The sequence below is a fragment of the Acetobacter suratthaniensis genome (genome assembly GCF_017377745.1).
In the GTDB taxonomy this organism is placed as follows: domain Bacteria; phylum Pseudomonadota; class Alphaproteobacteria; order Acetobacterales; family Acetobacteraceae; genus Acetobacter; species Acetobacter suratthaniensis.
On sequence record NZ_JAFVMG010000001.1, the window covers coordinates 416,386 to 438,727 of the forward strand.

General features: G+C 60.8%; 18 protein-coding genes. 8 read left to right on the forward strand and 10 right to left on the reverse strand.

What is annotated here, in order from left to right; translation table 11 throughout:
- Window positions 1-165 precede the first annotated feature (165 nt).
- From J2D75_RS01985 to carA, 9 genes are all read right to left on the reverse strand, one after another.
- Entirely contained in the window at window positions 166-672 is a 507-nt protein-coding gene (locus J2D75_RS01985; protein WP_207852206.1) for an RNA pyrophosphohydrolase, read from the reverse strand.
- A gap of 5 nt (window positions 673-677) precedes the next feature.
- Window positions 678-1,772 carry a divergent polysaccharide deacetylase family protein gene (locus J2D75_RS01990; RefSeq protein WP_207852208.1) on the reverse strand — a complete coding sequence of 365 codons (1,095 nt, stop codon included), beginning with the start codon at window positions 1,770-1,772 and terminating at the stop codon, window positions 678-680.
- A gap of 27 nt (window positions 1,773-1,799) precedes the next feature.
- Window positions 1,800-3,248: a S41 family peptidase gene (locus J2D75_RS01995; protein ID WP_207852209.1), complete on the reverse strand. Its 1,449-nt coding sequence runs from the start codon at window positions 3,246-3,248 to the stop codon at window positions 1,800-1,802.
- A 182-nt stretch (window positions 3,249-3,430) separates the two neighbouring features.
- A complete protein-coding gene (locus J2D75_RS02000; protein ID WP_243428388.1) occupies window positions 3,431-4,768 on the reverse strand; it encodes a murein hydrolase activator EnvC family protein in 1,338 nt (445 codons plus the stop codon).
- A gap of 162 nt (window positions 4,769-4,930) precedes the next feature.
- On the reverse strand, window positions 4,931-6,469 hold the full coding sequence (gpmI, locus tag J2D75_RS02005; protein WP_207852212.1) for a 2,3-bisphosphoglycerate-independent phosphoglycerate mutase: 1,539 nt from the start codon (window positions 6,467-6,469) through the stop codon (window positions 4,931-4,933).
- 95 nt (window positions 6,470-6,564) lie between these two features.
- Entirely contained in the window at window positions 6,565-7,761 is a 1,197-nt protein-coding gene (locus J2D75_RS02010) for a threonine ammonia-lyase (RefSeq protein ID WP_207852214.1), read from the reverse strand.
- Window position 7,762: 1 nt separating this feature from the next.
- A complete protein-coding gene (gene greA / locus J2D75_RS02015) occupies window positions 7,763-8,236 on the reverse strand; it encodes a transcription elongation factor GreA (protein ID WP_207852216.1) in 474 nt (157 codons plus the stop codon).
- A gap of 107 nt (window positions 8,237-8,343) precedes the next feature.
- Window positions 8,344-11,598, reverse strand: a complete 3,255-nt coding sequence (gene carB / locus J2D75_RS02020) for a carbamoyl-phosphate synthase large subunit (protein WP_207852217.1) — start codon at window positions 11,596-11,598, stop codon at window positions 8,344-8,346.
- Window positions 11,599-11,618: 20 nt separating this feature from the next.
- Window positions 11,619-13,052 (reverse strand): glutamine-hydrolyzing carbamoyl-phosphate synthase small subunit, encoded by a 1,434-nt coding sequence (gene carA, locus J2D75_RS02025; RefSeq protein WP_207852220.1) that lies wholly within the window; start codon window positions 13,050-13,052, stop codon window positions 11,619-11,621.
- A gap of 250 nt (window positions 13,053-13,302) precedes the next feature.
- Between carA and J2D75_RS02030 the strand changes: the two genes are divergently transcribed.
- The 8 genes from J2D75_RS02030 to J2D75_RS02065 all read left to right on the forward strand — a co-directional run bounded on the left by J2D75_RS02030 (window position 13,303) and on the right by J2D75_RS02065 (window position 21,274).
- The gene (locus J2D75_RS02030) at window positions 13,303-13,758 is read left to right on the forward strand and encodes a GatB/YqeY domain-containing protein (RefSeq protein WP_207852222.1); all 456 of its coding nucleotides are present in this window, start codon (window positions 13,303-13,305) and stop codon (window positions 13,756-13,758) included.
- A gap of 61 nt (window positions 13,759-13,819) precedes the next feature.
- Window positions 13,820-15,670 (forward strand): DNA primase, encoded by a 1,851-nt coding sequence (dnaG, locus tag J2D75_RS02035; protein ID WP_207852224.1) that lies wholly within the window; start codon window positions 13,820-13,822, stop codon window positions 15,668-15,670.
- A 148-nt stretch (window positions 15,671-15,818) separates the two neighbouring features.
- Window positions 15,819-17,795, forward strand: a complete 1,977-nt coding sequence (gene rpoD / locus J2D75_RS02040) for an RNA polymerase sigma factor RpoD (protein ID WP_207852226.1) — start codon at window positions 15,819-15,821, stop codon at window positions 17,793-17,795.
- Window positions 17,785-18,363 carry a GNAT family protein gene (locus tag J2D75_RS02045; protein ID WP_207852228.1) on the forward strand — a complete coding sequence of 193 codons (579 nt, stop codon included), beginning with the start codon at window positions 17,785-17,787 and terminating at the stop codon, window positions 18,361-18,363. The genes rpoD and J2D75_RS02045 overlap by 11 nt, the downstream gene beginning before the upstream one ends.
- A gap of 183 nt (window positions 18,364-18,546) precedes the next feature.
- Complete coding sequence (rpsF, locus tag J2D75_RS02050; RefSeq protein ID WP_207852230.1) at window positions 18,547-18,993, forward strand: 30S ribosomal protein S6; 447 nt, start codon at window positions 18,547-18,549, stop codon at window positions 18,991-18,993.
- 5 nt (window positions 18,994-18,998) lie between these two features.
- Window positions 18,999-19,274, forward strand: a complete 276-nt coding sequence (gene rpsR, locus J2D75_RS02055) for a 30S ribosomal protein S18 (protein WP_141374334.1) — start codon at window positions 18,999-19,001, stop codon at window positions 19,272-19,274.
- A gap of 12 nt (window positions 19,275-19,286) precedes the next feature.
- Window positions 19,287-19,874, forward strand: a complete 588-nt coding sequence (gene rplI / locus J2D75_RS02060; protein ID WP_207852232.1) for a 50S ribosomal protein L9 — start codon at window positions 19,287-19,289, stop codon at window positions 19,872-19,874.
- Window positions 19,875-20,062: 188 nt separating this feature from the next.
- Complete coding sequence (locus tag J2D75_RS02065) at window positions 20,063-21,274, forward strand: class I SAM-dependent methyltransferase (protein ID WP_207852234.1); 1,212 nt, start codon at window positions 20,063-20,065, stop codon at window positions 21,272-21,274.
- A gap of 23 nt (window positions 21,275-21,297) precedes the next feature.
- Here the strand turns inward: J2D75_RS02065 and J2D75_RS02070 are convergent, their stop codons facing one another.
- A complete protein-coding gene (locus J2D75_RS02070) occupies window positions 21,298-22,299 on the reverse strand; it encodes a sulfite exporter TauE/SafE family protein (RefSeq protein WP_207852236.1) in 1,002 nt (333 codons plus the stop codon).
- Window positions 22,300-22,342 lie beyond the last annotated feature (43 nt).

Here is a 22,342-nt window from a genome sequence, read left to right on the forward strand (position 1 = left end):
TAAAGGTCGCCTTAAAACAACGACCTTATAAAAAATGATAAAAGTTTTTGGTGAAGCTTTTTCCAAAAAGCTTCAAAGGCCGTCGCCTTCTTTAAAAAAGGCGACGGCTCAAAATTTTTATGGATTTGGAAGCGTTTTTTGTAGGCTGGTTTTTAAAGCGCGTTCTTATCGGGATAAGCCCGCAAGCCCTGCAAAGTCTCGGGCCAGCCGTTCATAAATCGGCTTTTTGAACCCGACATTACGTTCGGGCAGGGTTTTCAGGTCAACCCACATCCAGGCATCGAATTCGGCAGGAAGATGCGTATCCAGTCGGATATCGGCATCCTGTCCGGTAAAGGCCAGAGCGAACCATTTCTGCGTCTGCCCACGATAGCGGCCACCCAGCGCCTTGCCAATCAGATGATCAGGCAGGTCGTAGGTAATCCATTCGGGATGTTCGGCCAGAATACGGACGGCCTGCGTGCCGGTTTCTTCCCATACTTCACGCAGTACGGCTTTTGCGGGGTCTTCCCCCTCATCAATACCGCCTTGCGGGCATTGCCATGTGCCATCGCTCAGCGGGCCGCCTGCGCCGGGCATATCCGTGCGGCGGGCGATAAACACCCGGCCATCGGGATGGAAAATCATGGCGCCGACATTGGGGCGATAAGGCAGGTTAGCAGTCTCTGTCATGGTTTTTATCGACCCTGTGTGGCGGTTGGAGGCGCCAGATTGACCCGCATGGAGCCTGTGGGTGTCGCAGGGGGTGTATCAGCCGGATCGGGTGGGAGAATAAGCTGGCTGACCGGCACAAGGGCAATACCGATATCTTGCAGATGGGCGATCCATGCCCGCAGGCAGGCGAGTGCTACAGGCCGCAACGGGTTGATGACACCAATGGCATGACCATTGCGCCGGGCTGCCTGCTGGAGTTTGAGAAGCTGTATATCAATCCCCACGATATCCGTATCGGCATTGATCTGCACATCAGCCTGTCCCAAAAGGCCCGGCCCGCTTATGGCCTGATCCGTAGCGCCGTTCACGTACAGTAGGCCGCGCTTGTCTAATGTGTTCAGAAGATTGCTGAAATCCTGTGAATGTAACAGGGCATTTTCATTCGGCCCCGTGGGTGTGCCAACAACCCCGACATAACCCGCCATGCGTGAGAGAACCCAGTTCAGGTTTTCCGTGTTCTGCTGGGCTGAGTTCAGCAGGCTGATGGCCCGTGGCCCCGCATCATCGGCTGGAGGTGTCTGGGGCGTGGCGGTGGGGGCGGGTTTGTTGGTTGCCTGCATGGGCAGCACCAGCAGGGTTTCGTGCTGGTGCTGGCGAGCGGTTTCCATGAGTGTATCCGCCCCCGAAAGATAAGGCGAAAACGCAACCGAGATCGGGCCGGGGAGCGAGGCCAGGGCATCGGTTGTCTGATCATCCGGCTGGCTTATGCCTTCCACCAGCACGGCTACCATGGGGGTGCCTGGCGGTACATCCACGGTTGGGGCCGCGTAAATTTGGCGGGCTGTCTGTCCGTGCGGGCCAGTCATAGGCAGGGGGAAGCCCCCCGTGCCGTTATGTTTTTCAAGGAGCGCCATCTGCGGGGGCAGAATGGTGTTGTGCTCGCCCTTTAAGTGGTGGCGAGCTACATCCGCATTCCACTGTGCAATGGAGGGATGCGGAGGTCTGATAAAATGCAGGCGTGCCGCCAGAATGGCACCAACCGCCGCGACGGCAAGCCAGAACCAGATGAACAGTCTGCCGCGGGTTGTAAGCCGCCGCCACAGGGAAGGGGTGCGCATGACCGCTCTCTTGCTCGCTCTACGCCGTTACTGATGGGGCGCGCTATCCGCTTTGGCTGGTGTTTTGACGGTAGCAGGCGGCACGGTCGGGGCCGGTGCAGGCAGTCCGGCCATCGAGCGCACAACCCGCAGTCCTTCTTGTAACTGGAAGTCGGTTGAGGGTTTGCTGTAGTCAAACTCCGGCCAGTTCGCGGGCGGTTCGGAAGGAATATCCGCAGCGATGGCGGGCAGGTCGGTGCGGGGCTGGGCTTTGGTGGTGTTGCCGCCCTGATTTTTCAGAATATGCTCAAGGTCGGCTTCACGCAGGCTCAGCCCCGGATCGTCCCGTGTTTCCTTGACCGTAATATCGGGCATGATGCCCAGCGCCTGAATGGACCGGCCCGAAGGCGTGTAGTAGCGCGCAGTCGTCAGACGCACCGCACCATTGCCCGGAATGGGGATGATGGACTGAACCGACCCTTTACCAAAGGAGCGCGTGCCCAGCAGTACGGCGCGATGGTGATCCTGCAGGGCGCCCGAAACAATTTCAGACGCCGAGGCAGAGCCGCCATTGATCAGCACCACCATGGGCAGGCCATCGGTAATATCGGTGCCGTGGGCATCCCAGCGCTGGCTGTCTTTGGGGTGGCGCGCCCGGGTGGAGACGATCTCGCCCGAGCGGATGAAGCTGGAAGACACCTCAACCGCCTGATCCAGCAGCCCGCCGGGATCGTTACGCAGGTCGAGCACAAGGCCCGCCAGCTTGCCACCGGCCTGCTGGCGCAGGCTGTTATAGGCCTTAAGCAGTTCCTTTTCGGTGGTTTCGTTGAACTGCGCGATACGGATATAGCCGATCCGGTCATACAGTGCGGATTTGACCACATCGATATGGATGATCTCGCGCGTGAGCGTCACCACGATGGGCTTGGGCGTTTTTTCGCGCACCAGTGTCAGCGTAATCTTGGTGTCGGGCTTGCCGCGCATTTTCTTGACGGCTTCATCCAGCGGCGTACCGTCCACGGTGTGGCCATCCACGGCAATAATATAGTCACCCGGCTTGATTCCAGCCCGGAAGCCCGGCGTACCATCAATGGGCGAAACCACGCGGATATGGCCATCCTGCTGCTGGAGTTCCAGCCCGAGACCGCCGAACTCGCCTTTCATCTGCACCATCATGTCTTCGTACTGCTTCTGGGTCATGTACGAACTGTGCGGATCAAGGCCACTGAGCATGCCGTTGAGCGCATTGGTGATCAGGTCACGGTCGGATACGGGCTCGACATAATCGGAGCGCACCAGATCCAGCACCGTGCCGAACAGGGTCAGCAGGCGGTACGTTTCAGCGTGGTTTGCGGTGGGGGCTGCATCGGGGGTCGCGGTCTGCGCCTGAACGGGTGCGGGCAGAAGCAATCCAGCAGGGAAGTGACCCGGAGAGAGAGCCAGGGCAAGGCCGGTCATGGCGGTGGCACCGAGCATCAGACCTGTGCGGAACTTCATGCGATCTTGTCTCCTGTCGCCAAAACCGGGAAAAACCCCGTGGCGCGTGTTCGTCCTGTCTTTTTTCCGGCCCGTCATGTCCTGTCCAAGGGGAAACAGGGCGTATGGCGGGTCGCGTTGCGGGTGAGCCTAGCCTGTTCCGCAACGCAGGGAAACTGCCCATGCCTTCATGGCTTTACGCCTTACAGGAAGGGGGCCGGGTTGACGCTCTGCTGCCCGTGCCGGAGCTGTATGAACAGTCTGGCTGAACCGCCAGCATTTCCCATGTGTCCTATGGGTGCGCCCTTTGTCAAATCCTGCCCGGTATCAACGGAAAGCTCTGAAAGCCCCGCCAGAATAAAGCGGTAATGACGCCCGCAGTTGAGGATGACCATCCGCCCGTATGTACGGAATACCCCGGCGAAATCCACCCCTCCAGAACAGGGTGCCCGTACACTTGCGCCGGGCGGTGTGCGGTAGGTCATGCCTGTGGCGGGGCCGGATTCGGTTGTAGTCCCCCATGCGCTGATCAGGGTGCCCGCGACGGGTTTCAGCCCGGAGGCCGCTCCGGCCTGCGCGTTCAGGCCGGGGCCTTCGGCCGTGCTGTCCTGTGTGCTGTCTTGCGTATCGGCCGACTGTGTGTTGGCGGATGGCGAAGTGGTGGGGGCGGTGAGTGTGTGTGTCGCGCGTGGGGGGGCGGGTATGGTGGTCAGGGCGTGGTGCAGGCGGCTTTCGGCGTCGGTCTGGAGTGCTTCCAGCCGGGCTACGGCATCTTGCAGGCTGGAGGCACGCTGCATGGCGGCCTGTAGCGCCTGCGTGGCGACACGGGCTGCGCTATCGGCCCGCTTCTGGGCTTTGCGGGCCTGATCCGCCTGCCTGCGTACGGTTGCGCGCTCGCTGGCCTGCTGCTGTTCAAGTGCTTCCAGCCGGGTTTTCTGGGTGCTGAGGTCATGGTCAAGCACGGCCAGCCGGGCCTGTTTTTCCCGCAGGTCGCGTGCTTCGTCCTGTAACTGGCGGGACAGGCCACGCAGCACCAGAAAGCCGGTTACGGCATCGTTCTGGGGCAGGGGGGCGGCCAGCAGGGTATCGGAGGGGTAAGCCGAAAGCCGGACTGCGAGCGGCAGAATAGGGGCCAGAGCCTGCTCATGGCCCAGCAGGCTGGCCGAAAGGGCCTGCTGTTCCTGATGGGTTGCATCCATACGGTCTGACAGGTCGGCTATCTGCTGTTCCGTATCCTGTAGCTGGGCGGTGGCGCTGAGTGTTGCTGCGGACAGGGTGTGGGCCTGCGTGCGGGCCGTTGCGGCAGCGGCTATGGCGGCATCCTGTCGCGCGCGGGATGCGGCAACGGCTGCGGCCTGCCGTTCCGTGGCGGCCTGTGCAGCCTCATGGCGGGCGCGGGCATTTTCAAGGGCATGGCGCGCCTGCACGACCGAGCGACTGCCCGATGCTGTGCTGGCCGGTGCATGGCGTGCGCGATGCGCACCAGTATGGTGTGGTTTGTGAGCGGTATCGGCTGGAGCCGCGTAGGCTGTAACGGGCATGCAGGCGGCGAGTGCGATCAGACCGCTACAGAATGCCCCCCGGAGTTGTAAGAAAGAAAGGCCGGGGCGGGATTCTGGAAGCCGGATGCCTGTTGGCTCATGCCGCCTGAGTAAGGACGACAGAGCCGTAGGGCGGAAAGAAAAAAACCGGCGCGTGCGCATTCAGGCCGGAAGCAGGGAAGAACCCGTCATGTCGGCGGGCTTGGGCAGGCCCATGATTGCCAGCAGGGTCGGGGCCAGATCGGCCAGCCGCCCGCCATCGCGCAGGCTGGTGCCGCCAGTGCCAAGGGCCACCAGCGGTACGAGGTTGAGCGTATGGGCCGTGTGCGGGCCGCCGGTTTCGGGGTCGATCATGGTTTCGCAGTTACCATGATCAGCCGTAATCAGCAGAGCGCCCCCGGCGCGGGTAATGGCCTGTGCGATACGGCCCACGCCCGTATCCACCGCTTCCACCGCCTTGACCGCAGCAGACAGGATGCCGGTATGGCCTACCATATCGGGGTTGGCGTAGTTCAGCACGATCAGGTCATACGTGCCGCTTTCAATGGCGTGTACGGCCTTGTCTGTCAGTTCGGCGGCTGACATTTCCGGCTGGAGATCATATGTGGCCACCTTGGGGGAGGGCACCAGAATGCGGTCTTCCCCCTCGAACAGCGTTTCGCGGCCACCGTTCATGAAATAGGTGACATGGGGGTATTTTTCGGTTTCCGCCATGCGGAGCTGGCGCAGTCCTGCGCGGGAGACAACCTCGCCCAGCAGGTTTTCAAGCGTTTCGGGCGGGAACAGCACCGTCATGCGGGCGGCCAGGGTTTCGCTGTACTGCGTCATGGAGGCCACGGCATCAAACCGGATGATACGGGCGCGGGCAAAACCGTCAAAACCCGGCTCCAGCAGAGCGTCCATCAACTGGCGGATACGGTCGGCACGGAAGTTGAACGACAGAATGCCATCACCATCCTTCATACCTGTATAGCCGGGCAGAACGGTGGGCAGGATGAATTCATCTGAAACATCAGCGGCGTAGGCGGCGGCAACAACCTCATCGGGAGAGGTGCCGGTTTCGCCTGTAGCGCAGACAATCGCGTTATAGGCTTTTTCAACACGGTCCCAGCGCTTGTCACGATCCATGGCGTAGTAACGCCCGGACAGTGTTGCAAGCTGCACGGAGGCGGGCAGGCTTTCGAGAAGCTGGCGCACGTAGTCACGGGCAGAGCGCGGAGCGGTGTCGCGCCCATCGGTGAACAGGTGGAAAGCCACCGGCACACCGGCTGCGGCCACAATGCGCGCCAGTGCGGCGGCATGGTCCTGATGCGAATGCACGCCACCGGGAGAGACAAGGCCCATCAGGTGGCAGGTGCCGCCGCTGGCCTTCAGCCGTGCGATAAAATCCGCCATGATGGGGGAGGCCGCCAGACTACCATCCTCAATGGCGGAGAAAATGCGTGGCAGCTCCTGCATGACAATGCGGCCTGCGCCAATATTCAGATGCCCGACTTCGGAATTGCCCATCTGCCCTTCTGGCAGGCCGACATCCTCACCACTGGTGCGCAGGAAGCTGTGTGGGTTTTCGCGCCACAAGGCATCGAAACTGGGGGTGCTGGCCTGATGCACAGCATTATTGTCCGTTTCCTCGCGCCAGCCGAAGCCGTCGAGAATGACAAGCATGACAGGACGTTTTGGCTGTATGGCGGAGGAAGTCATGAACGGGCCTCTTTTTTTTGTTTTTGCCGGTTATGGGTTTGGGTGTCTGTATCCGCGTTAGAGTGCCATGAGAACGTGTGCAAACAAAGGCAGGTTCAAGCGCGGCGGACGATGTAACTCTTTTCCAGTTCCTGTGTGATGCGTTCAGCATGATCAGGATCACGCGCTTCGATCATGACTTCAAGCTGTGCCGCCTGCACGGACGGTGCTGCAAAAAGCCGCTGATGCGAAACCTCGATGATATTGCCACCTGCGGTGCCGATTGTGCGTGAAATATCGGCCAGCACACCGGGGCGGTCGGGAATTTCCATGACCAGCCGCAGGATACGGCCATCACGCAGCATGGCGCGCAGCAGCGTATTGGCCAGAATACGGCTGTCGATATTCCCGCCCGAGATAGGCAGCGCCACTTTTTTGCCCGCGAACAGATCGGGGTAGGTCAGCACGGCGGCAAGGCCTGCGGCCCCAGCACCTTCACTGACCTGCTTTGCCCCTTCAGCCAGCAGGGTAATGGCGGTTTCGAGCGCACATTCGGGTACTACCAGCACCTGATCCACCAGCTTGCGGATGACTTCATCCGTCTGCTGCCCGATCTGGAGTACGGCAATGCCCTCGGCAATGGTGGCCCCGCCGGTGGGCAGGGTCGCCTGACCGGGGAAGGCACACAGGGAGTCGTATTTTTCCACCTGTACGCCAATCAGGCGCAGGTCGGGGCGCATGGCGCGGGCCGCCACGGCGCAGCCCGAAAGCAGGCCACCGCCGCCAATAGGCACCACAAGTGCATCCAGCTCGCCTGCATCTTCCAGCAGTTCCAGCGCACAGGTACCCTGACCGGCCATGATGGCGGGGTCGTCATAGGGGTGGATGAAGGTGCGGCCTTCGCGGGCCTGCAGGTCCTGTGCAAAGGCCAGCGCTTCGGAAAAATTATCCCCTTCAAGGATGACGCGGGCACCCCAGTCGCGGGTGCGCACCACCTTGGCGCCGGGCGTGAAGCGGGGCATGACAATGACCGCATCAATCCCGAGCAGGCTGGCGTGGCGTGCCACCCCTTGGGCATGGTTACCCGCCGAAACCGCAATAACGCCGCGCGCACGTTCTTCAGGGCTGAGCAGGGCCAGCTTGTTGGCTGCCCCGCGTTCCTTGAACGACCCCACAGCCTGAAGGTTTTCAAGCTTGAGGGTAATCTCGGCTCCGCTTGCGCGGGAGAGAGAGTGCGAGGCGATGGTGGGGGTGCGGATCACCTTGCCGCGGATCCTGTCGGCCGCGGCGGTGATATCCTGAAAGGAGATCATGTCAGATGAATTTTACGGACAGGATTTCATAGGTACGGTCGCCACCGGGGGCGGGCACGGACACGGTATCGCCCTCCTGCTTGCCAATCAGCGATTTGGCCAGCGGCGAGGAAATGGAAATCTTGCTCTGCTTGATGTCGGCCTCATGCAGGCCCACGATCTGGTAGGTGATTTCCTTGTCGGTGTCTTCATCGACAAGGCAGACGGTCGCGCCGAACTTGACCTGACTGCCTGAAAGGCTGCTGGGTTCGATCACCTCGGCGGTGGAGACCAGTTCTTCCAGTTCCAGAATACGGCCTTCAATGAACGACTGGCGTTCGCGCGCGGCATGGTATTCGGCATTTTCTGACAGGTCGCCGTGGCTACGGGCTTCCGCGATCGCGCGGATGACCGCAGGACGCTCCTCGGATTTGAGCTTACGCAGCTCATCTTCGAGAAGCAGAAGGCCATTGCCTGTCATCGGAGTTTTCTGCAAGACAAGTCCCCGGAATAAAACTGTCGGCCTCTGGGGCCGACACGCAGGTTGCATACGCGCTTTACCGTGCGCCGGAGAGCAATGCCCCCCGTCGCACGGTAAAGTGTTTAGAACGATCCGCTAAAGTATGACTGAAGCGGCGCAACATCAAGCGGTCCCTCGCGCATTGCCGCAATGGCGTGGATCGCGGCGCGCGCACCAGCCATGGTCGTGTAGTGCGGAATGCCCAGCACAAGGGCCGAGCGGCGGATGTCAAAGCTGTCCGCAACCGACTGTGCGCCCTGTGCCGTGTTGATGACCATCTGCACATCGCCCGAGCGAATGGCATCCACACAGTGGGGGCGGCCTTCAAGCACCTTGTTGACCAGTTCCACTTCAATACCGGACTCGCGCAGGCGGCTGGCCGTGCCACGCGTCGCCAGAATTTTGAAGCCCATGGAAGCCAGCAGGCGGCCCAGAGCAGGCAGATGCGGCTTGTCGCTGGCCCGCACGGACAAGAACACCGTGCCGCTTTCGGGTAGCTTCACACCCGCGCCAAGCTGCGACTTGGCAAAGGCGCGCTCGAACGATGTATCCAGCCCCATGACTTCACCCGTCGAGCGCATTTCCGGCCCGAGGATGGTGTCCACTTCAGCAAAGCGGTTGAAGGGGAACACCGCTTCCTTGACGGCCACATGTGGCACCACGGCGCGGTCATCCAGATTGAAGGCGGAAAGCTTGTCACCGGCCATGACACGGGCGCCGATCTTGGCAACCGGCACCCCGGTGGCCTTGGCAACGAACGGCACCGTGCGCGAGGCGCGAGGGTTCACCTCCAGCACGAACACTTCCTGATCCTTGATCGCGTACTGGACGTTCATCAGGCCTACAATGCCAAGCTCGCGTGCCATGGCTTCGGTCTGGGCCTTAAGCTCGGTCACGATGGCGGGCGAGAGCGTGTAGGGCGGCAGGGCGCAGGCGCTATCACCGGAGTGAATACCCGCTTCCTCGATGTGCTCCATAACACCGGCCACATAAACGCTGGTGCCATCGGCAATGCAGTCCACATCGGCTTCGATCGCTTCGTTCAGGTAGCGGTCGAGCAGGATCGGGCCGGAGGAAATTTCATGCCCGGCATGGCGCAGCACATCACGCATGTAGCGCTGGAGCGAGGCCCGGTCGTACACGATTTCCATCGCCCGGCCACCCAGCACGTAGGAAGGGCGCACCACAACCGGGTAGCCTACGCGTTCGGCTACGGCTTCGGCTTCTTCCGGGCTGCGGGCAATGCCGTTTTCGGGCTGGCGCAGGCCAAGCTTGTGCAACATGGCCTGAAAGCGTTCGCGGTCTTCAGCCCGGTCGATGGCGTCAGCCGGGGTGCCCAGCAGCGGAATGCCTGCGGCTTCCAGTGCGCGGGAGAGCTTGAGTGGCGTCTGCCCACCATACTGGACAATGCAGCCCTTGACCGTGCCGCGCGTCTGCTCGCAGCGGATGAGGGAGATGACATCCTCAGCCGTCAGCGGTTCGAAATACAGCCTGTCCGATGTATCGTAATCGGTGGAGACCGTCTCGGGGTTGCAGTTGACCATGATGGTTTCATAACCGGCCTCACGCAGGGCGTAGGCGGCATGCACACAGCAGTAATCGAACTCGATCCCCTGACCAATCCGGTTGGGGCCACCACCCAGAATGACAATCTTTTCGCGGTCGGTGGGGGCGGATTCACAGGTGGGGGGGGCAAAAACCCCTTCGTAGCTCGAATACATATACGGCGTTGCGGAGGCGAACTCGCCCGCGCAGGTGTCGATCCGGCGGTAGGCGGGAACCACGCCGGCCTCTACGCGCAGGCGGGCCACTTCGGCGGCCTGCGTGCCGGACAGGCGGGCAAGCTGCACGTCTGAAAAACCAAGAGCCTTGAGCTGGCGCAGGCCCTGTGCATCCTTGGGCAGACCGTGGTTTTCCACGGCGCGTTCGGCGGCTACAAGGACTTCAAGCTGGCGCAGGAACCACGGCTCGAACTTGCAGGCTTCGTGAATATCCTCAACCGACAGTCCTGCACGCAGAGCCTGTGCCGCCATGAGAATACGCTCGGGGCGCTGCTGTGAGAGAGCGGCGCGGAACGCATCCACCCCGCCATCGCCCGGCACTTCCACGGGGTCGAGGCCGTTCAGCCCGGTTTCCATGGAGCGCAGGCCTTTTTGCAGCGCCTCGGCGAAGGAGCGGCCAATGGCCATGGCTTCGCCCACCGATTTCATGGAGGTGGACAGCAGGGCCGGTGCACCGGGGAACTTCTCGAACGTAAAGCGCGGGATCTTGACCACCACATAGTCGATGGTCGGCTCGAAAGAGGCCGGGGTCGTGCGCGTGATGTCGTTCTTGAGTTCGTCCAGCGTGTAACCCACGGCCAGCTTGGCCGCGACTTTGGCGATAGGGAAGCCCGTTGCCTTGGATGCCAGCGCAGATGAGCGGGAAACGCGCGGGTTCATCTCGATGACGACCATGCGGCCGTCTTTCGGATTAACACCGAACTGTACGTTGGAGCCGCCGGTTTCAACCCCGATCGCCCGCAGACAGGCGATGGAGGCATCACGCATGCGCTGGTATTCCTTGTCGGTCAGCGTCAGGGCTGGCGCGACAGTCACGGAATCACCCGTATGAACCCCCATGGGGTCGATGTTTTCGATGGAACAGATGATGATGCAGTTGTCAGCCGTGTCGCGCACGACTTCCATCTCATACTCTTTCCAGCCCAGCACCGACTCTTCCACCAGCACTTCGGTGGTGGGGGAGGCGTCAAGGCCGGAGGCAACGATCTGGTCGAATTCCTCGCGGTTATAGGCAATGCCGCCGCCTGAGCCACCCATGGTGAAGGAAGGGCGGATAATGGCGGGAAAGCCGATTTCGCGCAGGGCTTCGTGTGCTTCGGCCATCGTGTGGGCAATGAGGCTGCGCGGGCTTTCAATGCCGATGGCATCCATGGCTTCGCGGAACTTCTGCCGGTCTTCGGCGCGGTCGATCACATCGGCCTTGGCGCCGATCAGCTCAACGCCGTGTTTTTCAAGAAAGCCCGAGGCATGCAGCGCCATGGCGGTGTTGAGCGCTGTCTGGCCACCCATTGTGGGCAGAACCGCATCGGGGCGTTCCTTGAGGATGATGCGCTCAACCACTTCGGGGGTGATCGGCTCGACATAGGTCGCATCGGCCAGCCCCGGATCGGTCATGATGGTGGCCGGGTTGGAGTTGACGAGAATGACCCGGTAGCCTTCTTCGCGCAGCGCCTTGCAGGCCTGTGCGCCGGAGTAGTCAAACTCGCACGCCTGCCCGATAACAATAGGGCCTGCGCCGATGATGAGGATGGAGCGGATGTCTGTCCGTTTGGGCATGATGCGTCGATCCTGTCAGTTCAGTTGCGGGCGCCGGCGGTGCGGTCGATCAGGGCGGTAAAGCGCTCGAAGAGATAGAAGCTGTCGGAGGGGCCGGGGCTGGCCTCAGGGTGGTACTGCACGGAAAACGCTGCGTAACGGTCTGAGGCAATGCCTTCGTTCGAGCCATCGAACAGGCTGACATGCGTTACATGCGCGTCTTCGGGCAGGGTTTTGGCATCCACGGCAAAACCGTGGTTCTGGCTGGTGATTTCCACCCGGCCGCTGGCCAGATCCTTCACCGGCTGGTTCGCACCCCGGTGGCCCTGCTCCATCTTGTAGGTTTTCGCACCCAATGTCAGAGCCAGAAGCTGGTGGCCAAGGCAGATGCCAAACAGCGGCACACCGGCCTCAAGCACGGTGCGGATGGCCGGTACGGCGTAGCGGGCGGTTGCCGCCGGGTCGCCCGGGCCATTGGAGAGGAACACGCCTTCGGGCTTGAGAGCCAGAATTTCTTCGCCCGTGGTGGTGGCGGGTACGACCGTTACATCGCAGCCTGCGGCCACGAGGCAGCGCAGGATGTTGCGCTTGGCCCCGAAATCCACCGCAACAACGCGACGGCGCTTTTCAGGCACAGGGCGGGTGGCGTGCGGCCATTCCCATACGCCATGCGTCCATTCAAAGGGGGCCGTGCAGGTGACTTCCTGCGCCAGATCCATGCCTTCCAGCCCCGGCCATGCACGGGCAGTCGCGGCGGCGGCGTCAAGGTCGATCCGGCCATCATGCGGGAAAAGCAGGATAGCCGTCTGCGGCCCGCCATCACGGATACGCAGGGTGAGGGCGCGGGTATCCACCCCGGCAATGCCGGTGACGCCACGCTCTTTCAGCCATGCGTCCAGCCCTTCGGTCGCACGCCAGTTGGCGGGGGCGGTTACGTCTTCCTTCACCACAAGGCCACGTGCGAACACGCGGGCGGCTTCGTCATCTTCCGCGTTGGTGCCGACATTGCCGATATGCGGGAAGGTAAAGGTAATGATCTGCCCGGCAAAAGAAGGGTCGGTCAGGGTTTCCTGATAGCCCGTCATGCTGGTGGAAAAGCAGATTTCGCCCATGGACTGGCCGGCACTTTCGGCCACGCTCTGCGCAGGCGTAAAGGCGCCAAAGCCTTTACCCCAGAATACGCTTCCATCGGCGAGAACAAGAGCGGCGGTGGCGCCGTCCGGGCGGGCGTCGGGCATGGAGGTTCCTGTCTTGCTGCTTCCCGTTGCGGGGGAGTGTCTGTCTGTCACGGTGGAGGCGGGGCGGAGGTCTTCAAGCGACAGTTCCGCCGCCTGAGCGATAACCGGCCAGTGCCGGGCCGGTATGGCTTGGGCCTGCCGCCATTTGCGAATGGCTTCCGTGCCCACGCCGGTCAGGCTGGCGGTGGCCTCTGGCCCGCCGAGGCGGGCAATGATGGAGTCGATCGACATGGACATGGCCTGGCTCTGTCTCCCGCCTGTGACGCTTTTAGGGCATCTGGTGTGTGTGCTCTCTAGCATCCTGTCCGGGGGGATGGGAAGAAAATTCCCACCCGTTTCGGGTGTGGGAAAAGGAGGGTGGGAAGTTTTTTCCCAACTGTGTCACTTTTCCATCATCCGGGCGGGTGAATTCATGCGGCTGGGGTGATAAGGTGCGCCGGATCAAGCGCACGGGTCGCCGTGCGGGAAGTCATGCAGGAGCAAACCGATGTCCCTTCGAGATCAACTGATGTCCGACCTGAAAACCGCCATGAAGGCGGGTGAAAGTGCTCGGGTGACAACAATCCGCATGATCACGGCCAAGCTGAAGGATGTCGAAATTGCCGGTCGCGCCAAGGGTGCAGAAGGGCTGAGCGATGAGGAAGGCCTGTCCGCCCTGCGTGGCATGATCAAGTCACGTGTGGAATCCGCCACCATGTACCGCGATGCCGCCCGCCCGGAGCTGGCCGAGAAGGAAGAAGCGGAAATCGCTGTAATCCGTGGTTATCTGCCGCCGGAAATGGATGATGCCGCTCTGGCCGCTGCCGTGCAGGCTGCTGTTGCCGAAAGTGGCGCAACCTCCATCAAGGAAATGGGCAAGGTCATGGCCGTGCTCAAAGGCCGCTTTGGCGCGGCTCTGGACATGGCGCGCGCCAGTGCGGCGGTCAAGGCGCTGCTGGGCTAGTCTTAACAACAGGTCGGGGTGCGGGTTTTTTAGGTGATAGGCGGGCAGGGAGCGGTGTTTTATGGCGATTGACGCCGGTTTTCTGGACGAACTACGCGCCCGCACACCCATAACCTCCGTTATCGGGCGGCGGGTTAAACTCACCCGCTCAGGGCGGAACTGGAAAGGGTGCTGCCCTTTCCACGGCGAAAAAACCCCCTCCTTTTATGTGTATGACGATCACTTCCACTGCTTTGGCTGTGGGGTGCATGGCGATGTGATCTCGTTTGTCATGCAAAGCGAGGGGCGTAGTTTCCCTGAAGCGGTGGAAGAACTGGCCTCGGCCGCCGGACTGGAAGTGCCAGCCCAGACGCGCGAAAGCCGCGAGGCCGTGGTGCATGCACGCTCGCTTGAAGATGTACTGAACGCCACGCAGGCGCTGTGGGCGCAGGCCCTCTATCAGCCAGAAGGCCGGGCCGGGCTGGATTATCTGCTAGGCCGGGGGCTTACGCGCGAAACCATCGCCTCGTTCGGGTTGGGCTGGGCTGGCGAGGGGCGCGGCGCACTGGCGACAGCCCTTGAGCGCGAGGGCATAACCCCCGCCCAGATGGCAGAAGCCGGATTGATGCGCCTTGATGAAGAAGGCCGCCCCAAAGGTGAGCTGTTCTGGGGGCGCGTTACCTTTCCCATCCGTGACCGCAAAGGGCGGCTGGTGTCGTTCGGCGGGCGTATTCTGGGCGATGGCCAGCCGAAATATCTGAACGGGCCGGAAACGGCGCTGTTTTCCAAGCGGCGGCTGCTGTTCGGGCTGGATCGCGCACGGGCGGCTGTGCGCGCCCCACGGCCCAAGGGCGTATCCGCGCCCGATCTGGTGGTGGTGGAAGGGTATATGGATGTCATTGCCCTGCATCAGGCCGGTTTTACCGGAGCGGTGGCCCCGCTGGGCACGGCGCTGACACCCGAGCAGCTTGAAGTGTTGTGGCAGGTCGATCGGGCACCCATCCTGTGTTTCGATGGCGATGCCGCCGGGCGGCGTGCTGCGGTCAAGGCGGCACAGACCGCGCTGCCTTTGCTCAAGGCTGATCATACGCTGCGTTTTTGCCTGCTACCCGAAGGGGAAGACCCGGACAGTCTGGTGCGAAGCCGGGGTGTGCAGACAGTGGCGGGGTTGTTTGAGGGCGCTCGTGGTCTGTCCGATGTGCTGTTCGATCTGCTGGCGGGGGGAATGGTGCAGCCCGGCCCCGAAGAGCGCGCGGCCCTGCGGCACAAGCTGACTGAAAGTGCGGCGCTGATTGAGGACAAGACTCTGGCCTCGGAATATCGCCGCACGTTGCTGGATCGCTTTTTTGAGCGGTTCAGAAGCAGCGGGCGCGGCAAAGGGGGGAGTGCGTCCTTTTCAGGGGGCAAGGGCTGGCGTGATGAGTCTGACGCTGCGGCCGCTTTTGTGCTCATGGACACCACGCGCCAGCGCCAACGGCTTTTGCTGGTGTTGCTGCTGCGCTATCCTGCTCTTGTACCGGATATGGAAGAGGCGCTGTGCAGGCTTGATCTGGCGGCGGATTTTGCCGCGGTACGTGGCGCTTTGCTGGATTTTTCAGCTGAAGGTTTGCAGCCTGTCAGTGCAGGTAACCTGCGCAGATGGGTTGAACAGAACGGATTGCACGAAACCATTCGCGCTGTCATGCGTGAAGAAGATGGGTATGCCGCCCAACAGGATGATGTGGTTGATCCGGCGCAGCTTGTGTCGGCAAGGACACAGTGGTGGCATTTTTACGGATTGCTGGATAGGGCGCAGTTCGAGGCTGAAGTCGAACGCGATATTGCCAGTTTTACCGAAAAAAACGGCGATGCCGATCAGTGGCAGCGGCTTCAGGCCCGGCTTGAGGCACGTGAGCGCCTACGGCGTGGCAGCCTTGACGATTCAGAATTTTAACACGGACAGGAAATGTTCTAGGGCGTGTTCCCCTTGACTTGTGGCGCAGGATAACCCACCTCCTGCCCGCGCTGGAACGTGAGTGGTACGTGGTAAACTGGTGGTTCTGCATTCAGGCGGGATGCGGGCGCGGAGGAGCAGGTCTGGTATGGCGACAAAAACGGCATCGACAAACGCGGCGCAGGAGCAGGATGGCGATACCAGCCTGCTGGATACGCAGTCCTCATCAGTCAAGAAGCTGATTGCCAAGGGGCGCGAGCGCGGGTGCATCACGTTTGATGAACTCAATGCCGTTCTGCCGCAGGACAAGATGTCGTCCGAACAGATCGAGGACATCATGGCCCTGCTGTCCGAGATGGGCATTCAGGTCGTCGAAAGCGAAGATACGGACGAGACCGAAGGGGCAAAGGAAGCCGAAACCGACGAGGAGGCCGAGGAAGAAGAAGCTGAGGCCGAAGCGGACGGCGAAAGCCCCACAGGGAATGTAAACGCTGAAAGCGTTGGCCGGACAGACGATCCGGTGCGCATGTACCTGCGCGAGATGGGCACGGTTGAACTGCTCTCGCGCGAAGGCGAAATCGCCATCGCCAAGCGGATCGAGGCCGGGCGCGACGAGATGATTGGCGGGCTGTGCGAAAGCCCGCTGACCTTCCGCGCCATTATCTCGTGGCACGAAAGAATTCTTACCAGCGAAATGCTGCTGCGCGATATCGTTGACCTCGAAGCCATGCAGAACGGTGGTAACCCGCCGGAAGAAGGCGAGGGGACTGAAGGCGAGTTCGCTGAAACCGAGAACGAGGGCGAAGAAGCCGAGGAGCAGGAAGCCGAAGGCGATATGGAAGGCGAGGGCAGCGGCCTGTCGCTTTCTGCGCTGGAAGAAAAACTGCGCCCCGAAATTCTGGCGCATTTCGAAGAAATCGGGCCGCTGTACGAACAACTGCGCAAGCTGCAGGTCACCCGTATCGAAGCGCTGACTTCGGGCGAGGAAGTCAGCGGCGGTTTCGAGCAGGACTACGCGCAACTGCGTGACCGGCTGGTGAGTAAGGTTGAACAGGTTCACCTGCACAACAACCGGATCGAAGATCTGGTGGCCCAGCTCAAGGAAATGTTCCAGAAACTGAACATGCTTGAAGGGCGTATGCTGCGCCTGGCGGAAAGCTGCCGTGTCTCGCGTGATGACTTCTTGCTGAAGTATCGCGGTCGCGAGCTTGATCCGGGCTGGATGGAAGCCGTGTCGGCTCTGCCGGGTCGTTCATGGAAGAACTTCGTGCTCAAGCACACCGATACGGTTAACGACCTGCGTAATCAGGTTGCCGCACTGGCGCAGGAAACCGGCCTGCCGATTGGTGAGTTCCGCCGCGTTTATGCCACTGTTGCCCGTGGCGAGCGTGATTCTGCCCGCGCCAAAAAAGAAATGATCGAGGCCAATCTGCGGCTGGTGATTTCGATCGCTAAAAAATACACCAACCGTGGCCTGCAGTTCCTTGACCTTATTCAGGAAGGCAATATCGGCTTGATGAAGGCGGTGGATAAATTCGAATACCGCCGTGGTTACAAGTTCTCGACCTATGCGACATGGTGGATCAGGCAGGCTATCACCCGCTCCATCGCGGATCAGGCGCGCACGATCCGTATTCCTGTGCATATGATCGAAACCATCAACAAGCTGGTGCGCACCTCGCGCCAGATGCTGCATGAAATCGGGCGTGAACCCGCGCCGGAAGAACTGGCTGAAAAGCTGGGCATGCCGCTGGAAAAAGTGCGCAAGGTTCTCAAGATTGCTAAAGAGCCGATCTCCCTCGAAACCCCCATCGGGGATGAGGAAGACAGCCATCTGGGTGACTTCATCGAGGATAAGTCGGCTGTTATTCCGCTTGATGCCGCGATCCAGACCAACCTGCGCGAAGCCACCACGCGGGTTCTGGCCTCTCTCACCCCGCGTGAGGAGCGTGTCCTGCGTATGCGATTTGGTATCGGCATGAACACAGACCACACGCTTGAAGAAGTGGGGCAGCAGTTTAACGTTACGCGTGAGCGTATCCGTCAGATTGAAGCCAAGGCCCTGCGTAAGCTCAAGCACCCGAGCCGTAGCCGCAAGCTGCGCTCCTTCCTGGATGATAATTGATCCATCCGGGATAGAACCTGTCACGCGCATGCGGGTGGGCATCACCTTCATGCGCATGACTGCAGCACCAGCCTATCCACGCTTTTTGCTACCGGTGGGCTGGATGCTCGAACATGGCGTGCATCCAAGCATTGCGGATTACCGCTTTCTGCAGGACAGGGTCGGGCGTTCGTGCTGCTGGTGGATGCGTCAGGCTGCATCGGATGACATGCTGGGTCGCATTCTTGCCCAGCGCGGCACGGCCATTGGCCTTTTGCGCGAATACAGCGTGGTACGTGGCTTTTACGAGCTTGACCGGCGCAACCCCGAGGATGTCAATCTCTGCTACTTCGGGCTGTTTCCTCAGGCCATTGGCCGTGGGGTAGGGCGTGCTTTTCTTGATGGTGTCCTGCGTGAGGCATGGCGCGGGCATACCCGTCAGGTTCGGGTGAATACCTCCACGGCGGATCACCCACGCGCCAGACAGCTTTACCTGCAGGCGGGGTTCAGGCCCGTGCGGCAGGTAGAGGAAGAATGGAACGTGCCGGACAGGCTGGGGCTGGATATTCCGGCTCATTTGCGCGTCTGACCCTGTTTTTCCCTTGCTTTTCTCCCCCTTTCGTGGTTGACACTGCCCTTTCCCTGCCGGGCATGTGGCATTGCCCGGCTATACCTGCGGCATTTCTGCCCGTCTGTTTCAGGCTGGGCAGGGGGCACCGATAGCCGGAAGGGTCTGGTTCGGGCGGGTTGATTTGATCCGAAGGGAGTGAACATGCCGCTTTACGAAACCGTGTTTATTGCACGGAATGATATTTCCCAGCAGCAGGTTGATGTGATCATTGATGGCATCACCGCGCAGATCGAAGCTGATGGCGGCGCTGTCCGCAAGCGCGAATACTGGGGCCTGCGTAGCCTTGCCTACCGCATCAAGAAGAACCGCAAGGGTCACTACACCCTTCTGGGTCTGGAAGTGCGTTCGGAGCTGCTCAAGGAAATCGAACGCCAGCTTTCCCTGAACGAAGACGTGCTGCGCCTGCTGACGCTGCGCGTGGAAAGCATTGACGAGACGCCCTCACCGGTTCTGTCCCGCAAGGGTGAAGACCGTGGCGAGCGCAGCTTCCGTGGTCCCAAGCCGGCCGGTGGCCGTTTTGAGAGCGGTCGTGGCCGTCGTGGCGGCGAAGATCGTCCGCTTGAGTCAGCCGACAACGGAGCGGAGTAAGCGCTATGTCTGAATCGATGGAAATCAACCCCGCCGCCCGCCGCCCCGCTGTTGGCGCGCGTCGTCCGTTCTACCGTCGTCGCAAGTCCTGCCCGTTCTCCGGCCCCAACGCGCCGGCGATCGACTACAAGGACGTGCGTCTGCTCAGCCGCTTCCTGTCCGAACGTGGCAAGATCGTGCCGAGCCGTATCACTGCGGTTTCCGCCAAGAAGCAGCGTGAGCTGGCGCAGGCTATCAAGCGCGCCCGCTTCCTGGCCCTGCTTCCCTACGTTGTAAGCTGAGGGGAACCGATCATGGCTGCTACAGAAGTAATCCTGCTCCAGCGCGTTGAGCATCTGGGTCAGATGGGTGAAGTCGTTAAGGTGCGTCCTGGTTACGCCCGTAACTTCCTTCTCCCCCAGGGTAAGGCTATTCGCGCCAATGCGGGCAACCTTGCCCGTTTCGAGCGTGAACGCGTCCAGCTTGAAGCGCTGAACATCAAGCGCCGCGAAGAAGCAGAGCGTCTGTCCGAACGGATGGAAGGTCTGGCCGTTGTCCTGATCCGTCAGGCCGGTGATAGCGGGAGCCTGTATGGTTCCGTCAGCACGCGCGACGTTGCGCAGGTTGTCACGGAAGCTGGCTTCACCATCGACCGTCAGCAGGTTTCGCTGGCGCACCCCATCAAGTCCCTTGGGCTTTATGAGGTTAAGGTGGCTCTGCACCCCGAAGTTGTGGTGCCGGTGACCGTCAATGTCGCACGTTCGGAAGAAGAAGCCGAACGTCAGGCACGTGGCGAAGCTGCGACCCCGGAAGAAGAAGCGACTCTCGCTGGCGATGAAGCCTTCATTGAAGGTGAAATCGTTGCTGAAGACGCTGAAGACGCACAGGGCGACGCCGCCTGATAAGGCGGTTTTCCTGCAAGGAACCGGGAAAGGGGGCGGAGTGATCCGCCCTCTTTTTTTGTCTTCTGTCCGTCTGCATTGCTGCCATCTGCCTGTCCGGTAAGGGGGTATCCCCTTTTTTCATGCCACTTTTCTTTTCTCTGGCTTATGCTCATCCAAGTTTGCCAGTGCAGGAAGAGGAATGTGTATTGAAACACCTTCTGGACATGGTCTTACGACAGTTTGTTTCTTACGGCTGTCTGTCCGTTTACTGGTCAGATGGCGCCTTCAGCCAGTATCAGGGCAGCAGGGTAGGGCCGCAGGCGGCTCTCAGGCTCAAAGACGCACAGGCCGAGCGGGCATTGCTGCTCAATCCGGGGCTGGGGGTGGGTGAAGCCTATATGGAAGGCAACCTGCAACCGGTAGACTGCACGCTTTACGACCTGCTCGAACTGCTCATGCTCAATGCGATGGAGCCTGCGGGCCATGTAAGCGAGCGTCTGGCCTCTGCTCTGCGTTATGTCCGGCGAGGCTGGACACAGTTCAACCCGGCGGCACGGGCGCAGCGGAATGTCGCGCATCATTATGATCTGGGCAACAGCCTCTACCAGTTGTTTCTGGATAAGGACTGGCAGTATTCCTGCGCATATTTCCGCTATGGCACCGAAACGCTGGATGAAGCGCAGGAGGCCAAAAAACAGCATATAGCCGCCAAGCTTTTGCTCGACAGGCCGGGGCTGGAGGTGCTGGACATAGGGTGCGGGTGGGGTGGTATGGCCCTGACCCTTGCGCGTGATTATGGGGCTGTGGTGACGGGTATTACCCTCTCGCAGGAGCAGCTTGCTTTTGCGCGTGAACGGGCCCGGCAGGAAGGGCTCGAGCGGCGTGTGCGGTTTGAGCTGCTTGATTACCGCCACCTCAGGCGGCAGTTTGACAGGATCGTATCTGTTGGCATGTTCGAGCATGTCGGGATTGGGCATTACAGCCAGTTTTTCGATGTGGTGAAAAACAGCCTGAAACCCGATGGTGTGGCGCTGGTACATTCCATCGGGCGGAATGACGGGCCGGGTACGACCAATCCGTGGATTAACAAATACATTTTCCCCGGAGGATATTCTCCCGCCCTGAGCGAAGTACTGCCCGCGATCGAGCAGGCAGGCTTATGGGTAACGGATTGCGAAATCCTCCGGCTGCATTATGCCAAAACGCTTGCCTGCTGGCGTGAGCGCTTTGCCGCCCGCAGGCCCGAAGCCGTTGCATTGTATGATGAACGTTTTGCCCGGATGTTCGAATTCTATCTTACAGCATCGGAACTGGCGTTCCGTGTGCAGGGACATATGAACTTTCAGGTGCAGCTTTCCCCCTCGCTTGAGGCGGTGCCTTTGACGCGTGATTATATTGCGGAGGCGGAAAAGGGCTGAGGCCGCTACCGAAAGGTAGTGCGTCAGGTGCTTTGCGTGCGGGAGAGATCGCGTGTGACATACACGCCCCGCTTCATAGAGACATGCAGCACGGAGGCCCGGTACCAGTATCCACGCTGGCCGGGTACCATGCCGGTATTGAAAGCCGGGTGAGTATATTTGAGTTCCAGCTCGTTGTTATGTTCGAGTGCCACTGAATAGACATGAGTACGCCAGCCCATGCTGGCGGAAACGGTAGAATGGGTAGCGTTGAGCATGGTGCGCACATGGTCATGGCGGATCACCTGCTGCCCGGCCATAACCAGCATGGCCAGACCGGCGGCGCAGGCAGCGGCATGCCCGATGGAGCGAAAGACCTCCTCATTCACCAGATGCAGCCAGAACCGTACGAGCAGCGTTGCCGTAATGCCTGCCAGCGCTACAACGGCACCGGCCAGCAGCACCTGCTGGTTCAGCAGGCCATAGGCGGCGTAAAGCCCAATTTTTGTCAGATGCAGAAGGATGTCATTGGCTGCGCGTGTGGCAATAATGGCCTCCTTGCGCAGTCCCAGTCGATGATAAAACGCGTTGAATAACAGGCCGACCGCCCCGGTAAATCCTGAAATGAATCCAGCCAGAAAACCAATGCCGGGCAGGAGGCGCATGGAAACGGGAGGGGGGGCGGAAGCACTCTCTGGAGCTGGCTTTTTACGGCGCAGTAGCAGTGGCAGATTGCCCAGCAGGAACAGGCCCAAGAGCAGATCGAGATACATGGGCTGCATCAGACTGAGCATCCACACGCCCAGCCATGCTCCCGGCAGGCTGGCTGGCACAAAGTAGCAGACAACCCGCCAGTTGATCGCTCGGAAAAATGTGGCAATCCGTGTTGCGGAACTGACCGCAGTGCCAAGAGAAAGGGCCGCAGGGATTTGCTCGGGTGCCAGTAATGTACCCAGAACCGGCATAACAAGAAGGCCTGCGCCGCCACCGGAAACTGTGCTGAGACTGAAAGCTAGCAGGGCAACGGCAAAAAGCAGGACGATCATAGCGCGCAGGACTCCTCGGTGCGAGAGTCCAGTAACGTAAAAG

What these genes read in the sequence shown, in the direction of transcription:
- dnaG (WP_207852224.1), top strand. Translation starts at nt 13,820, where the DNA reads ATGGCGATTGACGCCGGTTTTCTGGACGAACTACGCGCCCGCACACCC.
- J2D75_RS01985 (WP_207852206.1), bottom strand. Translation starts at nt 672, where the DNA reads ATGACAGAGACTGCTAACCTGCCTTATCGCCCCAATGTCGGCGCCATG.
- J2D75_RS01995 (WP_207852209.1), bottom strand. Translation starts at nt 3,248, where the DNA reads ATGAAGTTCCGCACAGGTCTGATGCTCGGTGCCACCGCCATGACCGGC.
- J2D75_RS02010 (WP_207852214.1), bottom strand. Translation starts at nt 7,761, where the DNA reads ATGATCTCCTTTCAGGATATCACCGCCGCGGCCGACAGGATCCGCGGC.
- carB (WP_207852217.1), bottom strand. Translation starts at nt 11,598, where the DNA reads ATGCCCAAACGGACAGACATCCGCTCCATCCTCATCATCGGCGCAGGC.
- J2D75_RS01990 (WP_207852208.1), bottom strand. Translation starts at nt 1,772, where the DNA reads ATGCGCACCCCTTCCCTGTGGCGGCGGCTTACAACCCGCGGCAGACTG.
- J2D75_RS02000 (WP_243428388.1), bottom strand. Translation starts at nt 4,768, where the DNA reads ATGCCCGTTACAGCCTACGCGGCTCCAGCCGATACCGCTCACAAACCA.
- rpsF (WP_207852230.1), top strand. Translation starts at nt 18,547, where the DNA reads ATGCCGCTTTACGAAACCGTGTTTATTGCACGGAATGATATTTCCCAG.
- rpsR (WP_141374334.1), top strand. Translation starts at nt 18,999, where the DNA reads ATGTCTGAATCGATGGAAATCAACCCCGCCGCCCGCCGCCCCGCTGTT.
- gpmI (WP_207852212.1), bottom strand. Translation starts at nt 6,469, where the DNA reads ATGACTTCCTCCGCCATACAGCCAAAACGTCCTGTCATGCTTGTCATT.
- J2D75_RS02045 (WP_207852228.1), top strand. Translation starts at nt 17,785, where the DNA reads ATGATAATTGATCCATCCGGGATAGAACCTGTCACGCGCATGCGGGTG.
- rpoD (WP_207852226.1), top strand. Translation starts at nt 15,819, where the DNA reads ATGGCGACAAAAACGGCATCGACAAACGCGGCGCAGGAGCAGGATGGC.
- J2D75_RS02070 (WP_207852236.1), bottom strand. Translation starts at nt 22,299, where the DNA reads ATGATCGTCCTGCTTTTTGCCGTTGCCCTGCTAGCTTTCAGTCTCAGC.
- rplI (WP_207852232.1), top strand. Translation starts at nt 19,287, where the DNA reads ATGGCTGCTACAGAAGTAATCCTGCTCCAGCGCGTTGAGCATCTGGGT.
- carA (WP_207852220.1), bottom strand. Translation starts at nt 13,052, where the DNA reads ATGTCCATGTCGATCGACTCCATCATTGCCCGCCTCGGCGGGCCAGAG.
- J2D75_RS02030 (WP_207852222.1), top strand. Translation starts at nt 13,303, where the DNA reads ATGTCCCTTCGAGATCAACTGATGTCCGACCTGAAAACCGCCATGAAG.